Source organism: Burkholderia sp. BCC0397 (genome assembly GCF_902832865.1).
In the GTDB taxonomy this organism is placed as follows: domain Bacteria; phylum Pseudomonadota; class Gammaproteobacteria; order Burkholderiales; family Burkholderiaceae; genus Burkholderia.
Genome location: NZ_CADFDL010000009.1, coordinates 142,437 through 160,774, shown reverse-complemented (window position 1 = coordinate 160,774; position 18,338 = coordinate 142,437). Strand labels below are relative to the sequence as shown.

Genomic DNA, 18,338 nt, shown 5'->3' with positions numbered 1-18,338 from the left:
GACCGTTGTTGGAAATCGAGGCCCTCAAGGTCGCCTTTCCTGGCCAATCGGCACCGGTGATCGACGGGCTCAGCCTGACACTCCACCGCGGCGAAGTGTTGGCGCTTGTCGGCGAATCGGGTTCGGGAAAAAGCATGACGGCACTGTCGCTGATGCGGCTGCTTCCGGTCGGGGGCACGATTACCGGCGGGCGCATCCGCTTCGACGGCGAAGACGTGCTTTCGCTGTCGGACCGGCGGATGAACCAGCTGCGCGGAGGGCATATCGCGATGCTGTTCCAGCAGCCGCAAGCCATGCTCGATCCGACGTCGCGGGTCGGTGCCCAGATCGCCGAACCATTGCGACTGCATCGCCGTCTCGGTCGGGGTGCGGCCATGGAACGCGTGCTTGATTTGTTGCACGAGGTCGGCATTTGCGATGCGGCGGTGCGGGCGCGAAGCTTCTCGCATGAGCTGTCCGGCGGTATGGCGCAGCGGGTCATGACGGCCGCCGCGCTCAGCGGAGATCCCGAAATGCTGATCGCGGACGAGCCGACCACGGCGCTCGACGTCACCGTGCAGGCCCAGATTCTACGTCTCATTGATGAGGAAAGGCACAAGCGCAACCTGGCGACGCTGCTCATCACGCACGACCTCGCCGTCGTCGGCGCACTCGCCGACCGGGTCGCCGTGATGTATGCCGGGCGGATCGTCGAGGAAGGGCCGGCAAAGGCGGTGCTCGAGGCGCCGCAACACCCCTATACGCAGGCGTTGATACGCTGCTCGCTACTCATTCCCGAGCCCAGTGGGCAGTTGCTGTCGATCCCCGGCTCGGGGACCCACGCCCGTAAGCTGTCTTGTGGCTGCCGCTTCTATCCGCGCTGTAGCGCGGCGGCGCAGCACAACATCGAGAGCCACTGCATACGGTCCGAACCGGAGCTTTCGACGGACGCGGATGGTCACAAGACGCGTTGCTGGGCGATCAAAGCTGAGAAGGAGGCGGTCGCATGAACAACCACAGGTTCTTCCGGGTCGTAACCGCAGATTGCCATGCGCCCGCCACGCAGGCGCCGGCGCCTGCGCTGCCGCTGGTCGAGGTCGACGGAATCGCCAAGCACTATTTGTTACCGGGCCTTGGCCGGTCGTCCTCCGTCAAATCGGTCGACGACGTCTCCATGACCATCGGGAAAGGCGAAGTGCTTGGCCTTGTTGGCGAATCAGGCTGCGGTAAGAGCACGATCGCCCGCCTGCTGACGTGCCAGACACTGGCGACGAGCGGTCACATCAAAATAGGAGGCCTGGAGATCGCCGGTCTCAGGGGCGAGGAACTGAAGCGCCTGAGGCGCACCGTGCAACTCGTCTTCCAGGATCCGTTCAGCGCACTCGACCCTCGCATGCGAATCGGTACGAGCATGGAGGCGCCACTGGCACAGCACCGCATCGGCACGTGCGAAGAGCGCCGGCAGAGGGTCATGCGCGTGCTCACGGAGGTCGGTCTCGACGAGAGTTTCTACGGACGCTACCCGAGGCAATGCTCGGGCGGACAGTTGCAGCGGGTTGTCATCGGTCGGGCGCTCCTCCTGGAACCCTCGTTCCTGATCTGCGACGAGCCGACTTCGGCGCTCGATGCGTCGATGCGCACGCAGATCCTCAACCTGCTGACGGATCTGAAGCAACGCCACGGCCTCACCATGCTGATGATCTCTCACGACCTCAGGGTAGTGCGCCACGTTTGCGACCGCATTGCCGTGATGTATTTGGGTCGGATCGTCGAGATTGCCGACAGAGACGCACTGTTCGAGGCGCCGCGTCACCCCTACACGCGGGCGCTGATAGCGGCATCGATGCTCGACCGGACTGGGCTCTACGCGCCGGAGGTACAACTACGCGGTGACCTGCCTAGCCCGCTCAACCCGCCGCGCGGTTGCCGTTTCCACACTCGCTGCACCTACGCGCAGTCAAAATGCTCCAAGGCAGAGCCGGAATTCGAGACGGCGAGCGAGACCCATCAGGTACGTTGCCACTTCTGGCGGGAATTGCAGCCGGAGGGGCAAGCGGGCCCGGCGCAGAACACGGAAATCGGAATCAGTTAAGAGGGAGACAAGCCAGAAAAACGTTTCGGTAAGACAGGCCATGTGATGTCCCGGTGCAACCCATAGGGTGTCGGTTCGCCATGCGGGGATGACCGCCGAGTCAGCTAGATAGGACAACTGATCAAGAGTGAGAGAAGACAATGAATAGATATGCTTTGGCAGCGATTTGCGCGGCGGCTTTGTCCACGAGTGCGATTGCACAGGAAGGTAAAACCCTGACTTATGCCGACTTTCAACAAGTTCAGACCAATTGGCAAATGGCCAGCGACGACGCCTATTTGGGTAGCCGTGCCGGCTGTTTCGAGACGCTGGTGCGTCTCAATTCCCAACTACGGCTCGAAGCGGGGCTCGCGACCGCATGGAAACAGGTCGAACCGACGGTGTGGGAATTTACGCTTCGCGATGGCGTTAGGTTTCAGGACGGCACGCCTCTGACGGCCAACTCTGTGGCCGGGGCGCTGAATCATTTGCTGACCGCAGAAATGCCGGCGCGATCCTTCTCGCCCAAAACCATCAAATCAGTGCAAGCGGTTGGCGAAAAGGTAGTCCGCATCACCACGCAGGCCCCGTCGGTGCTGCTTCCGGCGCAGTTGGCTGCGCCCAATACCGCGATCCTATCGCCGGCTGCCTATCAGGGGGCGACGATCGATCCCATAGGCCACTGTACCGGCCCCTTCGAGATGACTGAAGTCAAGCCGAAGCAGTATCTGAAATTCAAACGCAATGACAATTACTGGGGTGGCAAGCCTCTGCTTGCCGGAGGCAGGGTCGTTTTCCTCCCCGATGCCAATACTCGCATGACGCAGGTTCGCAGCGGCGAGGCCGATATCGCGCGTCTGATTCCGACTTATGCCGTGAAGGAATTGGCGCGGACGCACGGGATCGATCTGATACGGCAAAAATCTCCTCGGGTGACGGAGCTGCTGCTCAACAACAATAAGAAGCCGCTCGACGACGTCCGCGTTCGTCAGGCCATTCAAGCCGCGATCGATGGCAAGGCGATCGCCGCCAGCGTGTATGAAGGCTTGGCGACCGCTTCAGCGTCGGCCTTCTTGCCTGACGATCCCTGGGCGCCGAAAGGCATCGCTCCGATCTACGATCCCAAACGCGCCAAGGCATTGCTGAAGGAGGCTGGTATTAAGCCGGGGCAATTGCAACTACAGCTTCTGGCCTATACCTCGAGATCCGAACTCAAGGATGTTGCCGCCATCATCCAAGCGGAGCTTGCCGAGATCGGCATCAAGGTCAATGTGCGGGTGGCCGAATATACCGCGATCGAACCCGAAATGATCTCCGGCACCTATGACATGGCGCTGTTGTCGCGCGGCTATCTCACCGACGTTGCCGACCCAGGTGGCTTCTTGGCGGCAGATTATTCATGCCGCGGAAGCTACAACATGTCGCATTACTGCTCCAAAGAAATCGATGAGCAGATCAGCAAGGCCACCTTCCTCAGCGACTCGCAGGCTCGTTACGCAATCTATGCGCAGCTTGCCAAAAAATTATTCGATGAGGCGATTACCGTGTATCTGGTGAACGAGACCTCTGCCGATGCCGTTAGTGAGCGTCTGAAGAATTACAAAATGCATCCTCTTGCCTATTACCTGATGACCAAAGACTTGACGGTCAAGTAACTATCGTTTCGGGACCGTGCGGGGCCTATTGGTTCCGCGCGATCTAAAGAGAGTCATTCACGCACAGATCGCTTGACTACGCGATGCGGAGCCGTCGGCTCGATGACGTTCTTGCCGAAAAGATCGGAGTGAGAGAGCGACAAAATTCTTCTCGACGCTATGAGCAGAAATGAGTCCCATCTGGAACACGTTCCGGCACGCTCGAGTGAAGACGCATGACGGAAATCGTTTCAATTTCTTTTCCATTCAACCATACGATAATCATATGAAAAAGTCCTTGATTGCGGCGGCCGTCTTAGCCGCCTCATTTGCATGTTCGGCATATGCTCAAAGCAGCGTCACACTCTATGGAGTGACTGATGTCGGCATTGCCTATGCGAACAACGTTGGCGGCCACAGCCAATATTCGATGGCCTCCGGAAATCTCAGTGGCGGCCGTTGGGGACTGCGCGGCGCTGAAGACCTCGGCGGCGGACTGAAAACACTTTTCGTGCTTGAAAGCGGCTTCAGTATTGTCAGTGGAAAGCTCGGTCAAGGGGGCGCCGAGTTCGGACGCCAAGCGTATGTCGGTTTGTCATCGTCGAACATAGGTACCATTACGTTCGGGCGTCAATATGATTTGATCAATGACTTGAACTACATGTCCGTGGCGGCACAGATGTGGGCTGTCTACACGGCCTCCCACCCTGGCGATGTGGATAACACGGATGGCACCAACCACGTTAACAACTCGATCAAGTTTCGGAGTGTATCGTACGGTGGCCTCTCGTTCGCCGGGTTTTACAGCTTCGGCGGTGTCGCTGGGAATTTCAACAAAAACCAGGTCTGGTCCATCGGGGCGAACTATATTTCGGGACCGCTCAAGCTTGCTGCCGTCTTCCTGGACGCGCAGGAGCCTAACTTCTCCTATTTTGGCACTACGCCAGCTTCAAGCACTACGGGCTCCAACATGACCGGAAGCCGCGTGTATTCCGGCTACGCGTCCGCGAAGAAACAGCAGATCTTCGTCGCAGGCGCTGCTTACACCGTTGGTGCCGCTACATTCGGCGTCGACTACAGCAATACGCAGTTCAAGGATATCGGGGCGCTAGCGGGTCTCCCGGCTACCGGTGCAGGCGGCGATGCAAAGTTCCACGACATAGAAGTCAATGTCGCCTATCAACTCACGCCCACCGTCCAGCTCGGGGCCGGCTACAACTACCTCAAAGGCTACGGTGTCAACGACGCAACTTATCATCAAGGCGTGATCGGGGCGGACTACTTCCTATCCAAGCAAACCGACTTTTACGCAGACGTTGTTTACCAGCATGCATCCGGCATCGATTCGACGGGTGGGAAGGCCGTCGCAAACCTCAACGGCCTAACTGCCTCGAAAACTCCGAACCAAGTGCAGGTAGTTCTTGGCATGCGGCACCGCTTCTAGCAGAGCTTGAAGCAGGCTTCAGTTTGGCGAGCTGGGCGCCATGAAAATGAGTCTCATACGCGCTCAGCCGTTCAGGCATCGATCAGCAAAAGTTGGGGCGTCGCGCGCCTCGCTATGAAGCCCACGGCGCTCCTGTTCGATGAGCCGACCTCGGCGCTCGACTCGGCACTCGCGCGCGACAGGTTGGGCGCCATGCGCACGCCGGCTCGGCTCGCGCAGGAATAACGATGTTAGTCGTCACGCATGAAATAGCTTTCGCCAAGGCAGCGGCCGACCGCGTGTGCTTCCTTCCGGTCAACCGCATGGGTCGGCGCGGTACAGCTCAATGTACGTGTGCTGGATGTTTCCCGAACAGCTTAGGAAAGAACCGCGGTGTGTGCGCCGCGTATTGGCGCCACGCGTCACCGAACTGCGCTTCCGTGTCCCGTTCCTCCTGTATCGCGAGGCGCACATACATGACGACCAGCACGGGAAACATCACCAGCGTCACAAGCGTCGGCCATTGCAGCAGAAAGCCCACCATGATGATGACGAAGCCGACGTACTGTGGATGTCGAATCCGCGCGTACGGACCCGTCGTCGCCAGCTCTTGGCTGCGCTGAGCTTCGTACAGCACATGCCATGCTGAAGACAACAGGAAGAATCCGCCGAGAATGAAAAAGAAGCTCAGCAGATGAGGCAGGCCTGCATGCGGATCGCCGTGCCGGCCCGTCATGGTCCACCAGAGATGTCCGGAGTCGTGCGCGAGCAGATTGGTTTGCGGGAAACGCGTTTGCAACCAGCCCGACAACAGGTAGATCGTGAGAGGGAAACCATACATCTCAACGAACAGCGCGACGATGAACGCGGAAAAGCCGCCGAACGTTCGCCAGTCGCGCTTGGTCGCAGGTTTGAAGAAGCTGAACGCGAAGATGATGAAGACCAGCGAATTGATGATCACCAGGCTCCATAGTCCGTAGCCGTCACCGATGGTGCTCATGGCTGCCTCCCGACTCCGAAGGATTGTCTCGTGTTTCGGTATCGCTATTGCCGTGACCATGTCCGTGTCCGTGGTGCATGAAGACATGCATGAGCGGACACGACAGCAATAGCAGGAACGGCAGCACACCGAGAAAGTGCGCCCGGTGTTCGGACAGCAAGAGGAACAACGCAATTGCTCCAAAGACGGCGAGCGCGATCGCGCCACGCGATTTCAAGAAAGGCCGGGCAGAACGCGGGTTGTCAGCCATCGTTACGCTCCTGTGATGAATTGATTCGTTCAGCAGGTCTGCTAAGCAGACTTCCGTTCGCCCTTCCCCGCGCAATTCCGGGGTCCCATAACGAGACGTCCGCCATACTGCGATTCCACTCTATCGCTGGCTTACGTCGACAAGTTGATGTGGCTCAACCGAGATCGGATACGTATTGCCAGACATGAAGCGACGAGTCGCTCGTAACGCGTGCCGAAACGAACTATCGCGATGGCCGTGGGAACCGGCCACAGCCCGCGCTTGATGTACGTCAAACCCTTGTTCGTGCTGCCCCATACGAGGAGATCAGTGCTACCGGTGCTCGACAATTCCGCACCGAATGTGGCGTGGCCAGCAACGTGCGAGAGAGGAGCATGATGGGGCAGGCGACAAACCTTGCCGGTTGGTTCGGTTGGCCGATGGAGTGAACTCTGGAATCAGCGGTTCCAGCACCACCCATAAATCGTTCTGACTTTGCGTCTTGCCATGCCGCCACAATATGGTGTTTGCGGACCCGGGGCGTCGATGCAACGACGTGACCGCCAATCGGACAGCCCGCCGGACATCGGGCGCATCGAATCTTCCGGCGCCGCCGCGTGCCCGAACGGCATTGATCGCGGCCCGCGCACCCCGTACAGTGTTCACCTGCCTCCATTCCGGAACCGCCATGCCGATCGGATTTCAGAAGATGAACGCGAATGGCGATGACTTCGTCATCGTCGACCTGCGCGGTCAGGGACACGCTCCAGCGCAGCGCCTCGATCGCGACCTCGTGCGGCGCATGGGCGACCGGCATCGCGGCATCGGCTTCAACCAGCTCGCGGTGATCTCGGACGGCGCCGACGCTGCCGCAGCCGCGCGCGTCGCGTTCTGGAACCCCGACGGCTCGGCGCTCGATACCTGCGGCAGCGCGACGCGCGGCGTCGCGTGGAAGCTGATGCGGGAAACCGGCGCGGCGTCGGTCGTGCTGCGCACGAATCGCGGGCGCCTGCACTGTGCGCAGAAGGCGGACGGGCTGATCGAAGTCGAAATGGGCGCGCCGCGGCTCGGCTGGCAGGACGTGCCGGTCACCGAAGCCGTCGACACGCTCGCGCTGCCGCTGCCCGGCGCGCCGGCCGCATGCAGCATGGGCAATCCCCACTGCACGTTCTTCGTCGACGATGTCGCCGCGCTCGACATCGAAGCGCTCGGCCCGGCCATCGAAGCGCATCCGCTGTTTCCGCTGAAGACCAACGTCCATTTCGTTCAGGTCATCGATCGCACGCACATTCGCCTGCGCATCTGGGAACGCGGCGGCGGCGTGCCGCTCGGCTCCGGCTCGTGTTCGTGCGGCGCGGTGGTCAACGGCATCCGGCGCGGGCTGCTCGACGATACCGTGCGGGTGACATGCGACGGCGGCGACGTCACCGTTCGCTGGGACGGCGCCGGCAGCGTGTTCCTGAGCGGGCCCGTGACGTTCGGGTTCAGCGGAGTGTGGCTGTGATGACCGACGACGCCCGAACCTTCCACGCGCTGCGCCCGCGCCTGCAGAAGATCGCGTACCGGATGCTCGGCTCCGTCGCGGATGCCGAGGACATCGTGCAGGACGTGTGGCTGCGCTGGCACGACGCGGCGCGCGACCGCATCGAGAACACCGAGGCGTGGCTCGTCGCGGTCACGACGCGGACGTCGATCGATCGCCTGCGCGCGGCGAAGCTCCGGCGCGAGCACTACACGGGTATCTGGCTGCCCGAACCGGAGCTCGGCGAATCGCCCGCGACGCCCGAGGAAATGACGGAGCGCGCGAACGACGTGTCGGTTGCGTACCTGCTGTTGCTCGAACGGCTGACGCCGGAAGCGCGCGCGGCGTTCCTGCTGCATGAAATCTTCGAGTTCGACTACGACCGGATCGCCGACGCGATCGGCAAGACCGAAGCCGCGTGCCGGCAGCTCGTCAGCCGGGCTCGGGCGCGGCTGCGCGACGATACCCTGCCGCGGCATGCGGTGCCGCACGAAACGCATCGCCGGCTGCTGCAGAGGTTCACGCAGGCGCTCGCGCAAGGCGACTTCCCGTCGATCCAGGCGCTGCTCGCCGAAGACGCGATGCTGATCGGCGACGGCGGCGGCCACGTCCAGAGCTTCCCGAAACCGATGCTCGGCGGCCGGCGGATTGCTCAACTGTTCTATGCGACGTGGTTGCGCTGCGGCAGCGGCGTCGAGATGCGGCCGGTCGTGCTGAACGGCCAGTGGGCGATGCTGCGCTTCATCGGCGGGCAACTCGAAGCGGCGATGTCGTTCGAGACCGACGGCACGCGCATCGGCCGGATTCTCGTGCAGCGCAACCCCGACAAGCTCGCGCGCATCGCGGCCGCCAGCGCCGCCGGCTGACGCGTGCAGCGCGCGCCGGCGCCGGCCGCGCTCGCCGTCGAGCGCGGATTGGTGCAGCGCGTGCAACACGATGCGTCCCTGTGCGTGGCTACCGCGCACGGGTGCACACTCCTAAGATGATTTCGCGCGGCGCCCTGCCGCCCACGACACCCGCGCAGCGCGGGCCAGCCTCTTCGTCGCCAGGAGAAATCATGACGCAGCGTATCAACTACATTCAACAGTCGCCCGAGCTGTTCAGGAAATTCCTCGAACTCAGCAACCAGCTGCGCAGCAGCGCGATCGAGGAATCGATCCGGGATCTCGTGTCCGTCCGGGCGTCCCAGATCAACGGCTGCGCGTTCTGCGTCGACATGCACGTGAAGGAAGCGCGCATCCACGGCGAGCGCGAGCTGCGCCTGCACCATCTGGCGACGTGGCGCGAATCGACGCTCTTCTCGCCGCGCGAGCGGGCCGCGCTCGCATGGACCGAAGCGCTGACGACACTGTCCGCGCACGGCGTGCCGGACGATCTCTACGACCGCGCGCGCGGCCAGCTCTCCGAAAAGGAATTGTCGGACCTGACGTTCGAAGTGATGGCAATCAACGGCTGGAACCGCGCGAATGTCGCGTTCCGCACCGTGCCGGGCTCGTCCGACAAGGCGTTCGGCCTCGACAAGGCGAACCTCGCCTGACGGCCGTCCACCGCCCTCTCTCGCTGCCGGCCGTCGGCCGGCAGCCCACCGGAAGCCACCACCATGATTCGCATGAAACACGTGATCGCGTCCGCGCTCGTCGTCGCGGGCGCCGCGACCGGCGCCGTTCGCGCGGCGCCCTCGGCCATCGTCACGCCGCTGATGACCAGGCCGCTCGACGCATACCCAGGCAAGGAAGCGCAGATGATCTCGGTCGAGTATCCGCCCGGCGCGGTCGACCCGGTCCACCGCCACCACGCCGACGCGTTCGTCTATGTCGTCGAAGGTTCGATCGTGATGCAGGTGAAGGGCGGCGAGCCCGTCACGCTGAAACCGGGCGAGACCTTCTACGAGGGCCAGAACGACCTGCACACGGTCGGACGCAACGCGAGCCGGACCCGGCCCGCGAAGTTCATCGTGCTGCTGTTGAAGGACAAGGGCGCGCCCGTGCTCGTGCCGGAAAAATAGCCGGCTCGCACGCCGCTGCGCCCTTTTTGAAAAAAATGCGGCGGGCGGTGTCACAGGCGGCAGCGCTGAAACGTCTAGTCGCATACGGACACCACGATTCCAGCGCCTCCATGCCCGACACCTCCATTCGCCGCCCCGACGCCGACGATCCATTCGCGCGCAGTTTCTCGACCTGCTACGCCTGCGTGGTCACCTTTCTGGCCGTCGTCACCGAGGGCAGCTTCGCGCGCGCCGCCGATCGCCTCGGCGTCGGCCGCTCGTCGGTCAGCCGCCACGTGCAGCGGCTCGAAGACCGGCTCGACGCACGCCTGTTCCAGCGCACCACACGCAGCATGTCGCTGACGCGCGAAGGCGAGCTCTTCTACGAAAACTGCCGGCCCGGCATCGAACATCTGGCGCAGGCGCTCGAGGACATGCGCGAGCTGCGCAGCGGGCCGCCGAGCGGGCACCTGCGCATCGGTTCGACGCCGGGCTTCGGCCGCAAGGTCATCGCGCCGCTGCTGCACGATTTCCATGCGCAGTATCCGGACATCACGCTCGACCTGCTGTTGAACGACCGGCCCGCCGATTTCTCCGCCGACCGCATCGACGTCGCGTTTCGCGACGGCCGCATGGAAGACAGCGCGATCGTCGCGCGCCGGCTGATTCCGATGCAGATGATCGTCTGTGCGTCGCCGTCGTACGCGCACCGGCACGGCTTGCCGCGCCACGCCGACGACCTCGCGCAGCATCGCTGCATCAACCTGTGCACCGCGTCGGGCCGCGTGACGGAATGGGAATTCAGGATCGACGGGGTGACGCAGCAGCGCCAGCTCGCCGCGCATCACACGTTCAACGACATCGACCTCGTCGTGCGCGCGGCGCTCGACGGGCTCGGCATCGCGCAACTGCCCGCGTACCAGGTGTGCGACCTGCTCGCCGACGGCCGGCTGGTGAGCTGTCTCGGCCAGCATGCGCCGGACGACGGCGGCCACTATCTCTGCTACCTGAGCCGCAAGCACCTGCCCACGCGCATCCGCGTGTTCATCGACTACATGATCGAACAGACGCGGGCGCGCGACCTGCAGTGCCTGACCACGATGACGACGATGGCGCCGCTGGAGACGATCGATTGATGCATTCGCAGCAACATGGTGAGGGCTTGCAGGCCCCTACCGGATCGCGCGGCGCATGCCTACGATGCGGGCTGTTCGACAGGCACGCGAATACGTCGGTGCGCCGTTCGGCAAGGTCCCGGCCCGATCGCGCGAGCGCGATGAGCGCCGGGTTCGGCAGGTTCAAGCGGCGCGCATGTCGCGCGCCCGTTCAAGGAGAGCAATCGTGAAAATCGTCGTGATTGGTGGTACCGGCCTCATCGGCAGCAAGGTCGTCAGGAACCTGATCGCACGCGGCCACGACGCGGTGGCGGCCGCACCGTCGACCGGCGTCGATACGATCACGGGCGCGGGACTGGACGACGCGCTCGCCGGCGCGGAGGTCGTCGTCGATCTCGCGAATTCGCCGTCGTTCGAGGAAGCGGCCGTGAAGGCATTCTTCGAGGCGTCGGGGCGCAACCTGTTCGCCGCGGAGCGCGCGGCCGGCGTGCGCCATCACGTCGCGCTGTCGGTGGTCGGCACCGACCGGCTGCAGCAGAGCGCGTATTTCCGCGGCAAGATCATCCAGGAAAACCTGATCCGCGAAGCAGGCGTGCCGTACACGATCGTGCGTTCGACGCAGTTCTTCGAATTCGTCGGGGCGATCGCGCAGGCTGGCGCGCAAGGCGACACGGTCCGGTTGACCACCGCGCACTTCCAGCCGATCGCCTCCGACGACGTCGCGGCCGCCGTGACCGACTTCGCGCTCGACGCGCCGCGCAACGGCATCGCCGAAATCGGCGGCCCCGAGCGCGTGCGGATCGCCGATCTGGTCGAGCGTTTCCTGTCGGCCACGCACGACGCGCGCACGGTGACGCGCGATGCGGGCGCCGACTACTTCGGCGCGGTGCTGCAGGACGACACGCTCGTGCCGGCGCCAGGTGCACGCCTCGGCGCGACGACCTTCGACGCGTGGTTCCGCCAGAACGCGCTCGCGCGCTGAACGCCGCCGCCGGATCGCACACCATGATGCCGCTGCGCCCACCGCCGCTGTCGCTGCTCGACCGGTATCGCGGACGGGAACCGCAGACGCTGTACTCGACGACGGTGACCGTCACGGGCGGGGCGGCCGAGCACGGCCGCGCATCGGGCGTCGCGCGTTCCGACGACGGGCGCCTGGATGTCGAGTTGCGCCTGCCGTCCGCGCTCGGCGGCCCCGGCGACGGCCCGAACCCGGAGCAGTTGTTCGCCGCCAGCTATGCGGCGTGCTTTCACGGTGCGCTGAGCCTGCTGGCTGCACGGGCGGGCGTGTCGATCGCCGGCGCATCGGTGTCCGCATCGATCGACTTCTGCCGCGATCCGGTGGACGGGCTGTTCATGCTAAACGCGAACATTCGCGTGCGGCTGCCGGGCGTCGAACGCGCGGTGGCGGAAGAGCTCGTTCGCAATACGGAGCGTTTCAGCCCGTATACGAAGATGGCGCACGAGGGGATCAGCCACGTCGTGGCGCTTGCGCCAGCGGACGAGACATCGAAGCGTTGAGCGAAAATGAAAATGCGGCGCCCGCCGCATCGCGCAACGGGCGCCGCATCGATACGACGGATCAGTGCTTTTCGTCGATTTTCTTCGGCTTCGGCGGCGACGGCACCTTCGCGTACTGGAACGCCGGCGTGGCCTTCAGCGCTTCCTTGGTCGCACCCGGCAGGTAGATGTTGCCGTTACGCACGTCGAGCGACGCGATCGGCACCGCGACGTCGTGCGCGGCCACGCCGAGGAAGCCGCCGGCCGACACGATCGCGGCCGACACCGAGCCGTCCGGCGCGACGATCAGGTCGCGTACCTTGCCGACTTTCTGGTTCTCGTCGTTGTACACGGTCTTGCCGAGCACGCTCTTCTTCACGCTCCAGCCTTCGAGCAGCGCCTGCGATTGCTCGACGGTCACGCTGATCGGCTGCGCGCCCGCGATCTGCGCGTGCGCGCTGACGCTCGAGGCGAGGACGGTTGCTGCGATGAGGGTCTTGTAGAACTTCATGTGGAATGCACTCCGGTTCGGTTGTTGTTGATTCCGGGAGCGAAGCGACGCGGGCGCAACGGCTGATCGGTGAGCGCCCCGCGGATGGCCGCCCCGCGGATGGCCGCCCCGCGCTTCCTCGGTCGCGTGGCGGCCGGCCGCGCCGCCACGGCGTGTGTGCGTGGCGGACCGGCATGGCCGGGCCGCGGCGAGCAACACGTCCTTCATGGTAGCGGCATTCGCCGGATCGTGCGTTCAAGATGCGATACGGCAGGCGGGGCGAGCCGGATCAGGATCAATGATCGTGCAGACAGATGAGGCGCGCGGCGCAAAAAAATGGCGCCGCGGCCTGTCGATCAGGACAACCTCACAGACGAGCCCCCGATCTTCGCGGCGCATCGAACCATGCGGCGGATGCCGCGCCGCCACGCTGCGTCACGCATTCCGCGAATACACCCTGCGATGCCGCACCGCCTCTGCCAACACGTCGAGCACCGGCTCCGTCTGCGTCCAGCTCAGGCACGCATCGGTAATCGACACGCCGTATTGCAGCGGCACGCCCGGCTTCAGATCCTGACGCCCCGCTTCGAGATGGCTCTCCACCATCACGCCGACGATCCGATGCTCGCCCTGCGACAGTTGCCGGGCGAGATCCTGCGCCACTTCGATCTGCCGCTCGTGCGACTTGTTCGAGTTCGCATGCGAGCAGTCGACCATCACCTGCTCGCGCAAGCCGGCCTTGCGCAGCACCGCGCAGCTCGCTTCGACATGCTCGGCATCGTAGTTCGGGCCGTTCTTGCCGCCGCGCAGGATCACGTGCGCGTCGTCGTTGCCGCGCGTCTCGAAGATCGCGGCCATCCCCATCTTCGTCATCCCCATGAACGCATGGCTCGCGGCCGCGGCGACGATCGCGTCCGACGCGACCTGCACGCCGCCGTCGGTGCCGTTCTTGAAGCCGATCGGGCAGCTCAGGCCCGACGCGAGCTGGCGATGGCTCTGGCTCTCGGTCGTGCGCGCACCGATCGCGCCCCACGCGATCAGGTCGGCGATGTACTGCGGGCTCAGCAGATCGAGGAATTCGGTCGACGCCGGCAGGCCGAGCGCGTTGATGTCGAGCAGCAGTTGCCGCGCGGCGCGCAGCCCTTCGTTGATGCGGAAGCTGCCGTCGAGGCGCGGATCGTTGATGTAGCCCTTCCAGCCGACCGTCGTGCGCGGCTTCTCGAAGTACACGCGCATCGTGATCAGCAGGTCGTCCTTCAACGCGTCGGCGGCGGCCTTCAGGCGGCGCGCGTAATCGAGCGCCTGGTCGTGATCGTGAATCGAGCACGGGCCGACGACGAGCAGCAGCCGGTCGTCGCGGCCGTGCAGGATGTCGCCGATCGCGCGGCGCGTGTCCTCGACGAGCGTCTGCGTGGCGGCCGGCACCGGCAGTTCGTCGAGCAGCAGCGCCGGCGAAATCAGCGGACGCACGGCGCCGATGCGGACGTCGTCGATGCGCGTGGTGTCCTGCGTCGCGTCGGCGCTGCCTACCTCGCGATCGTGGGAAGGATTGTCGAGGTTCTGCATGGTGATTCTCCGGGGGACGTCTGTCTGGAATGATGGGCAGGCTCGATTATGGCACCCGGAGAAGGTGGCGGCGGGTTACGGCGAGGGAACGCGGGCGGCGGCCGCCGCAGTCACGCGCCCGACGTCGAAACGGGGCAAAAAAGGCGACCCTCCAAAGGGTCGTCCGACCGTTTGCCACGTTGCGCGGCAGAGGCTAGTGCAGCGTCTCGGGCGCGAGCGAATTGCTCGGCAGCAGCGACGTCAGCCAGCAATTGTTCGGCGCGGCTTTGCCGTTGAAGCGGTCGTAGAGCCACGGCAGCATGCCGGCCACCCATGGCACGATCGCGCCCGCGTGTTCGAGCGGATATTCGGTGTACGTGACCGGCGTGCCGCTGGCGCAGAACTTCTGCGCCAGCGCGCGCACGTCGTACGCCAGCATCACGCCGTCGCCCACCTGGCTGCTGAAGGTGCCGTCCAGCGCGCCCGCGGTGCCCTGGCCGATGAACATCGGGATCGTCGGCGACGCGGCCAGCCCCGCATTTACCTTGTTCGCATACGTCACGTACACCGGAATGCCGTTGATGTCGTTCGCGTATTGCGGCTTGAACAGCGTGCCCCAATGCAGTCCCGTGTACTTCGGCAGGATGTACGCGAGCGACTGGTTCTGGATGTCCTTGAACACCGCGACGCCCGTCTCGCTGAGGTACGGCGTCAGGTCGAAACCATAGCCGCGCGACAAGCCGGCCAGCGCGGCCGCGGCGACTCCGCCCCACACGATGCTGCCGTCGACATAACGCAGGTTGTGCGCCGGATCGACCAGCACGCCGCCCTCCGCCGCGCCGACGAGCTGCTGGTTGACGTCGGGCGCGTAGCTCGGCGCGAGTTGCGCGGCCCAGTTCGTTGCGATCGCGCCGCCGGAATAGCCGATCATCGCGACCTTGCTCGACGGATTCAGCCCGGTCGACGGCGTATTCAGCGCCGCGCGAATCGAATCGAGCGTCGTCATCCCGTATTCGGGGCCGGCCGCGAAATCGGCCGTCTGGCCTTCGGTATCGGGCACGATGATGTTGTAGCCGAGCAGCAGCAGCGTCGACAGCGGAATCGATTCCGCGCTGTACAGCAACGTGCCGACGTTGATCACCTTGGTCACGTCGCGGTCGCCGGCGATCACCTGTGACGGTTCGTCGTACGGGTTCAGCGAATCGTAGGCCGACTGGTACGAGATGGCCTGGCCGTTGCTGACCGGGCTACGGATCACCGACGTCACGTTGACGACCGGCTGGTTCAGCGCGTTGTTGGTGCGATACAGCAGCTGCTGCGCGGTCACCGCGGTCGGAATGCCAGCCACGTGATAGGTAACGTTGCGCGTCTTGATCACGGTGCCCGGTGGAACCGATGCCAGCGGCGTCGGGCCGGTGTACGTGTAGAACGGATCGGAGACGGCCGGTGCGGCGGCGCCGGCCGGCGGTGCGGAGACGGCCAGTGCGGCCGACACCGCGGCCGCGGCAATCATGAAATGTCTGGAGGACATGGGTGGAGGCCCCTGGGATAACCTGCTTTCAGCGAAGGAAATTCGGCGGTGTGGCAGACCCTCTCGATTGCCGCTTCAAAAGCGTTTCGGTGCCATCGACTGTCTCCTGTAAATGAACGATCCGGTTTTTTCAGATTCTGTAATTTAGTAGGACTGCAAACCGGATTCATTGAAGCACAACGCGCATGCGTTCGAGGCGCGTTTGCGGTTGTTTGAAGGTAAACGCCTAAACCGGCTGCCACGCGACGCCAGCGGCCCGGCCGTTCGGCCGAGTGTTCGCGTTCGAGCGAAGTACCGTACGATCACGGCTGTCCGGTACCGAAGCGGCCCGTCGTGCAACGCCGGTCGCTCCGCGCGCCGCTTGCCTGTGACCGATCGTTTCCTGCCCAACCGACACGCCACGATGACCGTATCCGACCTGCTCAACGCCATCCGCCAACCCTATGCCGATCTGCTCGCGAAAGCGGCCTCGCAACCGGCAGCCGTCGTCGAACCGGCCTACCGGAAAGCCGACGGCACGCTGGCCACCGAAGGTCCGCTCGCGCTGCCGTGCCGCGCCGACACCATCGCCACCGAAGGCGAGGCGGCCGGCCAGCCGGCGATGGTCGATTCGACCACGCAGCTGGATTTCGAACCGTTCGCGTTCGAGCTCGAAACGGCGGCCGTGTCGATCCGCCCGTTCGTGTGGGACTGGGCCGCGGTCGAGGCCGACGGTCTCGACGAAAGCACCGCGAACGACGCCTTCAAGACGTGGTTTCTTGCGTGGTTCGACGGGGACGACGAGAACACGCCGGCCGAAGACGGGCTGCACGGCATCGTTCATTACCTGTCGGAACCGGTTCGCACGGAACAGGGCTGGCGCATCCACGCGGATCTCGGCTCCGCGCCGGAGACGGCCGTCGAGGATCTGCTGTTCCGGCTCGTCGATGCGGGTGCGACGCGGATCAGTGTCGGTTGATATGCATCTTTATCGTTCACGCACCTTGATGAAAACCATCCTGTCATCGTCGTTGACGCGCCCGTTGATCCGAAGCGCGTGCATGCTGATCGCACTGCACGCGGGCTTCGCGGATGCCGCACCGCGCACGGTCTACGAGGGAACGCTGCAAGGCGCAGGCGCCGTCGTGATGGAGCTCGACGATCGCCCCGCCCCGGACGGCACGATCTCGGGTCGCTATTTCTATGCGCAGTTCGGCGTCGATATTCCGCTGCGAGGCAAGCCTGCACAACTCGTTGAGCCGCTCGTGCGCACGCAATTGCCGGACGATGTGCGCAACGCTTCGAAATACCGCGGGCAGGCCGATTTCGATCATATGGCGGCCACCTGGCAGGGCACGCGGGACAAGGACGGCTATCGCGGCCGCTGGACCGATGCGCGCTCGGGCAAGACGCGCCCCTTCGCGTTGCGCCGCGTGGCTGCATACGATCCCGACGCGGTCGCGCCCGGCTCCGTCGAAGCGATCACCGCGCGCGTGGCGGGCGGTGTCGGCAGCGCCATCGCGCGCAGCGCGGACATCGACATGCAGCACGCGCCTTATGCCACGTTGAAGCTTGCCGGGCACGCGCAACCGATCGGCCCCGAAATCGGCGACGGCACGGTTGCGTACCGGATGTGGCGCGACCCGCGCACGGTGCTCGCATATCCGAGGCTGAGCCGCCACCCCGATCCGGCCACGATGGCGCACATCAACTATCTGCTGGAACAGCGGCACTGGCAGATGAATCTCGGCGCGCTCGAATGCGCGTCCACGCGCTATACCAGCGACGAGCCGGCAGCAGGGACACTCGGCGACTACGATGACGAACACGTGACGGTCACATGGCTGTCGCGCGCGGCGCTGGGCATCGTGGAAGCAGGCAGCACGTTCTGCGGCGGCGCGCACCCGGACAATCACTACGATCCGGTCACATTCGACCTGCTGCGCGGGGCGTACCTCGACTGGAATCGCGTGATCGACGCGGCTGCGCCGGCGGAAGACCGTGAATCGGCAACGAGCGCCGCGATGGTGAAATTCATTGCGCGGCTGCGCGACGGAGCCGCACCGGGCAAGCAGCCGACGAGCGGCGACGGCGATTCGCTGTCGTGCGCCGACGTGTTCCCGCAGTATCTGGCGTTCGAACTCGATGCACCCGGCAAGCTGTCGTTCGTCGTATCCGGGATCGGCCACGCGGCGGGCGCCTGCCTTGGGCCGCAGCTCGCCGCGCCGTTTGCCGCGCTCGCGCCGATCCTGAGACCGGGCGGTGCGCGTTACCTCGTGCCGGGCGTCAAGCTGAAGTAATGCGGCGGCGCGCGAGCCCCGCCGTCATTGCATCAG

18 protein-coding genes and 1 pseudogene are annotated in these 18,338 nt (G+C 64.5%); 14 read left to right on the top strand and 5 right to left on the bottom strand.

Annotated elements, in window-relative coordinates; translation table 11 throughout:
- Positions 1–8: 8 nt before the first annotated feature.
- The 5 genes and pseudogenes from HWX03_RS25240 to glnQ all read left to right on the top strand — a co-directional run.
- On the top strand, positions 9–989 hold the full coding sequence (locus tag HWX03_RS25240; RefSeq protein ID WP_208456819.1) for an ABC transporter ATP-binding protein: 981 nt from the start codon (positions 9–11) through the stop codon (positions 987–989).
- Positions 986–2,071: an ABC transporter ATP-binding protein gene (locus HWX03_RS25235; protein ID WP_175873088.1), complete on the top strand. Its 1,086-nt coding sequence runs from the start codon at positions 986–988 to the stop codon at positions 2,069–2,071. Before HWX03_RS25240 ends, HWX03_RS25235 begins: the two co-directional genes overlap by 4 nt.
- A gap of 140 nt (positions 2,072–2,211) precedes the next feature.
- A complete protein-coding gene (locus HWX03_RS25230; protein WP_175873087.1) occupies positions 2,212–3,705 on the top strand; it encodes an ABC transporter substrate-binding protein in 1,494 nt (497 codons plus the stop codon).
- 265 nt (positions 3,706–3,970) lie between these two features.
- Positions 3,971–5,128 carry a porin gene (locus HWX03_RS25225; protein ID WP_175873190.1) on the top strand — a complete coding sequence of 386 codons (1,158 nt, stop codon included), beginning with the start codon at positions 3,971–3,973 and terminating at the stop codon, positions 5,126–5,128.
- 99 nt (positions 5,129–5,227) lie between these two features.
- Positions 5,228–5,418: pseudogene (glnQ, locus tag HWX03_RS37025) on the top strand (glutamine ABC transporter ATP-binding protein GlnQ); the annotation flags it as partial.
- A 32-nt stretch (positions 5,419–5,450) separates the two neighbouring features.
- On the opposite strand, the gene HWX03_RS25220 reads toward glnQ, so the two are convergent.
- Entirely contained in the window at positions 5,451–6,107 is a 657-nt protein-coding gene (locus HWX03_RS25220) for an isoprenylcysteine carboxylmethyltransferase family protein (protein ID WP_175873086.1), read from the bottom strand.
- Positions 6,091–6,357, bottom strand: a complete 267-nt coding sequence (locus tag HWX03_RS25215; RefSeq protein WP_175873085.1) for a DUF2933 domain-containing protein — start codon at positions 6,355–6,357, stop codon at positions 6,091–6,093. Before HWX03_RS25215 ends, HWX03_RS25220 begins: the two co-directional genes overlap by 17 nt.
- Before the next feature lie 667 nt (positions 6,358–7,024).
- On the opposite strand from HWX03_RS25215, the gene dapF reads away from it, so the two are divergent.
- The 7 genes from dapF to HWX03_RS25180 all read left to right on the top strand — a co-directional run bounded on the left by dapF (position 7,025) and on the right by HWX03_RS25180 (position 12,478).
- Complete coding sequence (gene dapF / locus HWX03_RS25210) at positions 7,025–7,840, top strand: diaminopimelate epimerase (protein WP_175873084.1); 816 nt, start codon at positions 7,025–7,027, stop codon at positions 7,838–7,840.
- On the top strand, positions 7,840–8,724 hold the full coding sequence (locus HWX03_RS25205) for an RNA polymerase sigma-70 factor (RefSeq protein WP_175873083.1): 885 nt from the start codon (positions 7,840–7,842) through the stop codon (positions 8,722–8,724). The genes dapF and HWX03_RS25205 overlap by 1 nt, the downstream gene beginning before the upstream one ends.
- Before the next feature lie 191 nt (positions 8,725–8,915).
- Entirely contained in the window at positions 8,916–9,395 is a 480-nt protein-coding gene (locus HWX03_RS25200) for a carboxymuconolactone decarboxylase family protein (protein ID WP_175873082.1), read from the top strand.
- A 63-nt stretch (positions 9,396–9,458) separates the two neighbouring features.
- Positions 9,459–9,863, top strand: a complete 405-nt coding sequence (locus HWX03_RS25195; RefSeq protein WP_175873081.1) for a cupin domain-containing protein — start codon at positions 9,459–9,461, stop codon at positions 9,861–9,863.
- 110 nt (positions 9,864–9,973) lie between these two features.
- Positions 9,974–10,978, top strand: coding sequence for a LysR family transcriptional regulator (locus tag HWX03_RS25190; protein ID WP_175873080.1), 1,005 nt, complete (start codon positions 9,974–9,976; stop codon positions 10,976–10,978).
- A 205-nt stretch (positions 10,979–11,183) separates the two neighbouring features.
- On the top strand, positions 11,184–11,939 hold the full coding sequence (locus HWX03_RS25185) for an SDR family oxidoreductase (RefSeq protein ID WP_175873079.1): 756 nt from the start codon (positions 11,184–11,186) through the stop codon (positions 11,937–11,939).
- 23 nt (positions 11,940–11,962) lie between these two features.
- Complete coding sequence (locus HWX03_RS25180; protein ID WP_175873078.1) at positions 11,963–12,478, top strand: Ohr family peroxiredoxin; 516 nt, start codon at positions 11,963–11,965, stop codon at positions 12,476–12,478.
- A gap of 61 nt (positions 12,479–12,539) precedes the next feature.
- Here the strand turns inward: HWX03_RS25180 and HWX03_RS25175 are convergent, their stop codons facing one another.
- The 3 genes from HWX03_RS25175 to HWX03_RS25165 form a co-directional block, all read right to left on the bottom strand.
- Positions 12,540–12,968: a PRC-barrel domain-containing protein gene (locus HWX03_RS25175; protein WP_175873077.1), complete on the bottom strand. Its 429-nt coding sequence runs from the start codon at positions 12,966–12,968 to the stop codon at positions 12,540–12,542.
- 414 nt (positions 12,969–13,382) lie between these two features.
- Entirely contained in the window at positions 13,383–14,513 is a 1,131-nt protein-coding gene (locus tag HWX03_RS25170) for a 3-deoxy-7-phosphoheptulonate synthase (protein WP_217445751.1), read from the bottom strand.
- 193 nt (positions 14,514–14,706) lie between these two features.
- Positions 14,707–16,023 carry a lipase family protein gene (locus tag HWX03_RS25165; protein ID WP_175873076.1) on the bottom strand — a complete coding sequence of 439 codons (1,317 nt, stop codon included), beginning with the start codon at positions 16,021–16,023 and terminating at the stop codon, positions 14,707–14,709.
- A 403-nt stretch (positions 16,024–16,426) separates the two neighbouring features.
- Here HWX03_RS25165 and HWX03_RS25160 point away from each other — a divergent pair, with 403 nt between their 5' ends.
- Entirely contained in the window at positions 16,427–16,981 is a 555-nt protein-coding gene (locus tag HWX03_RS25160) for a hypothetical protein (RefSeq protein ID WP_175873075.1), read from the top strand.
- Positions 16,982–17,063: 82 nt separating this feature from the next.
- Positions 17,064–18,302: a hypothetical protein gene (locus tag HWX03_RS25155; protein WP_244132763.1), complete on the top strand. Its 1,239-nt coding sequence runs from the start codon at positions 17,064–17,066 to the stop codon at positions 18,300–18,302.
- Positions 18,303–18,338 lie beyond the last annotated feature (36 nt).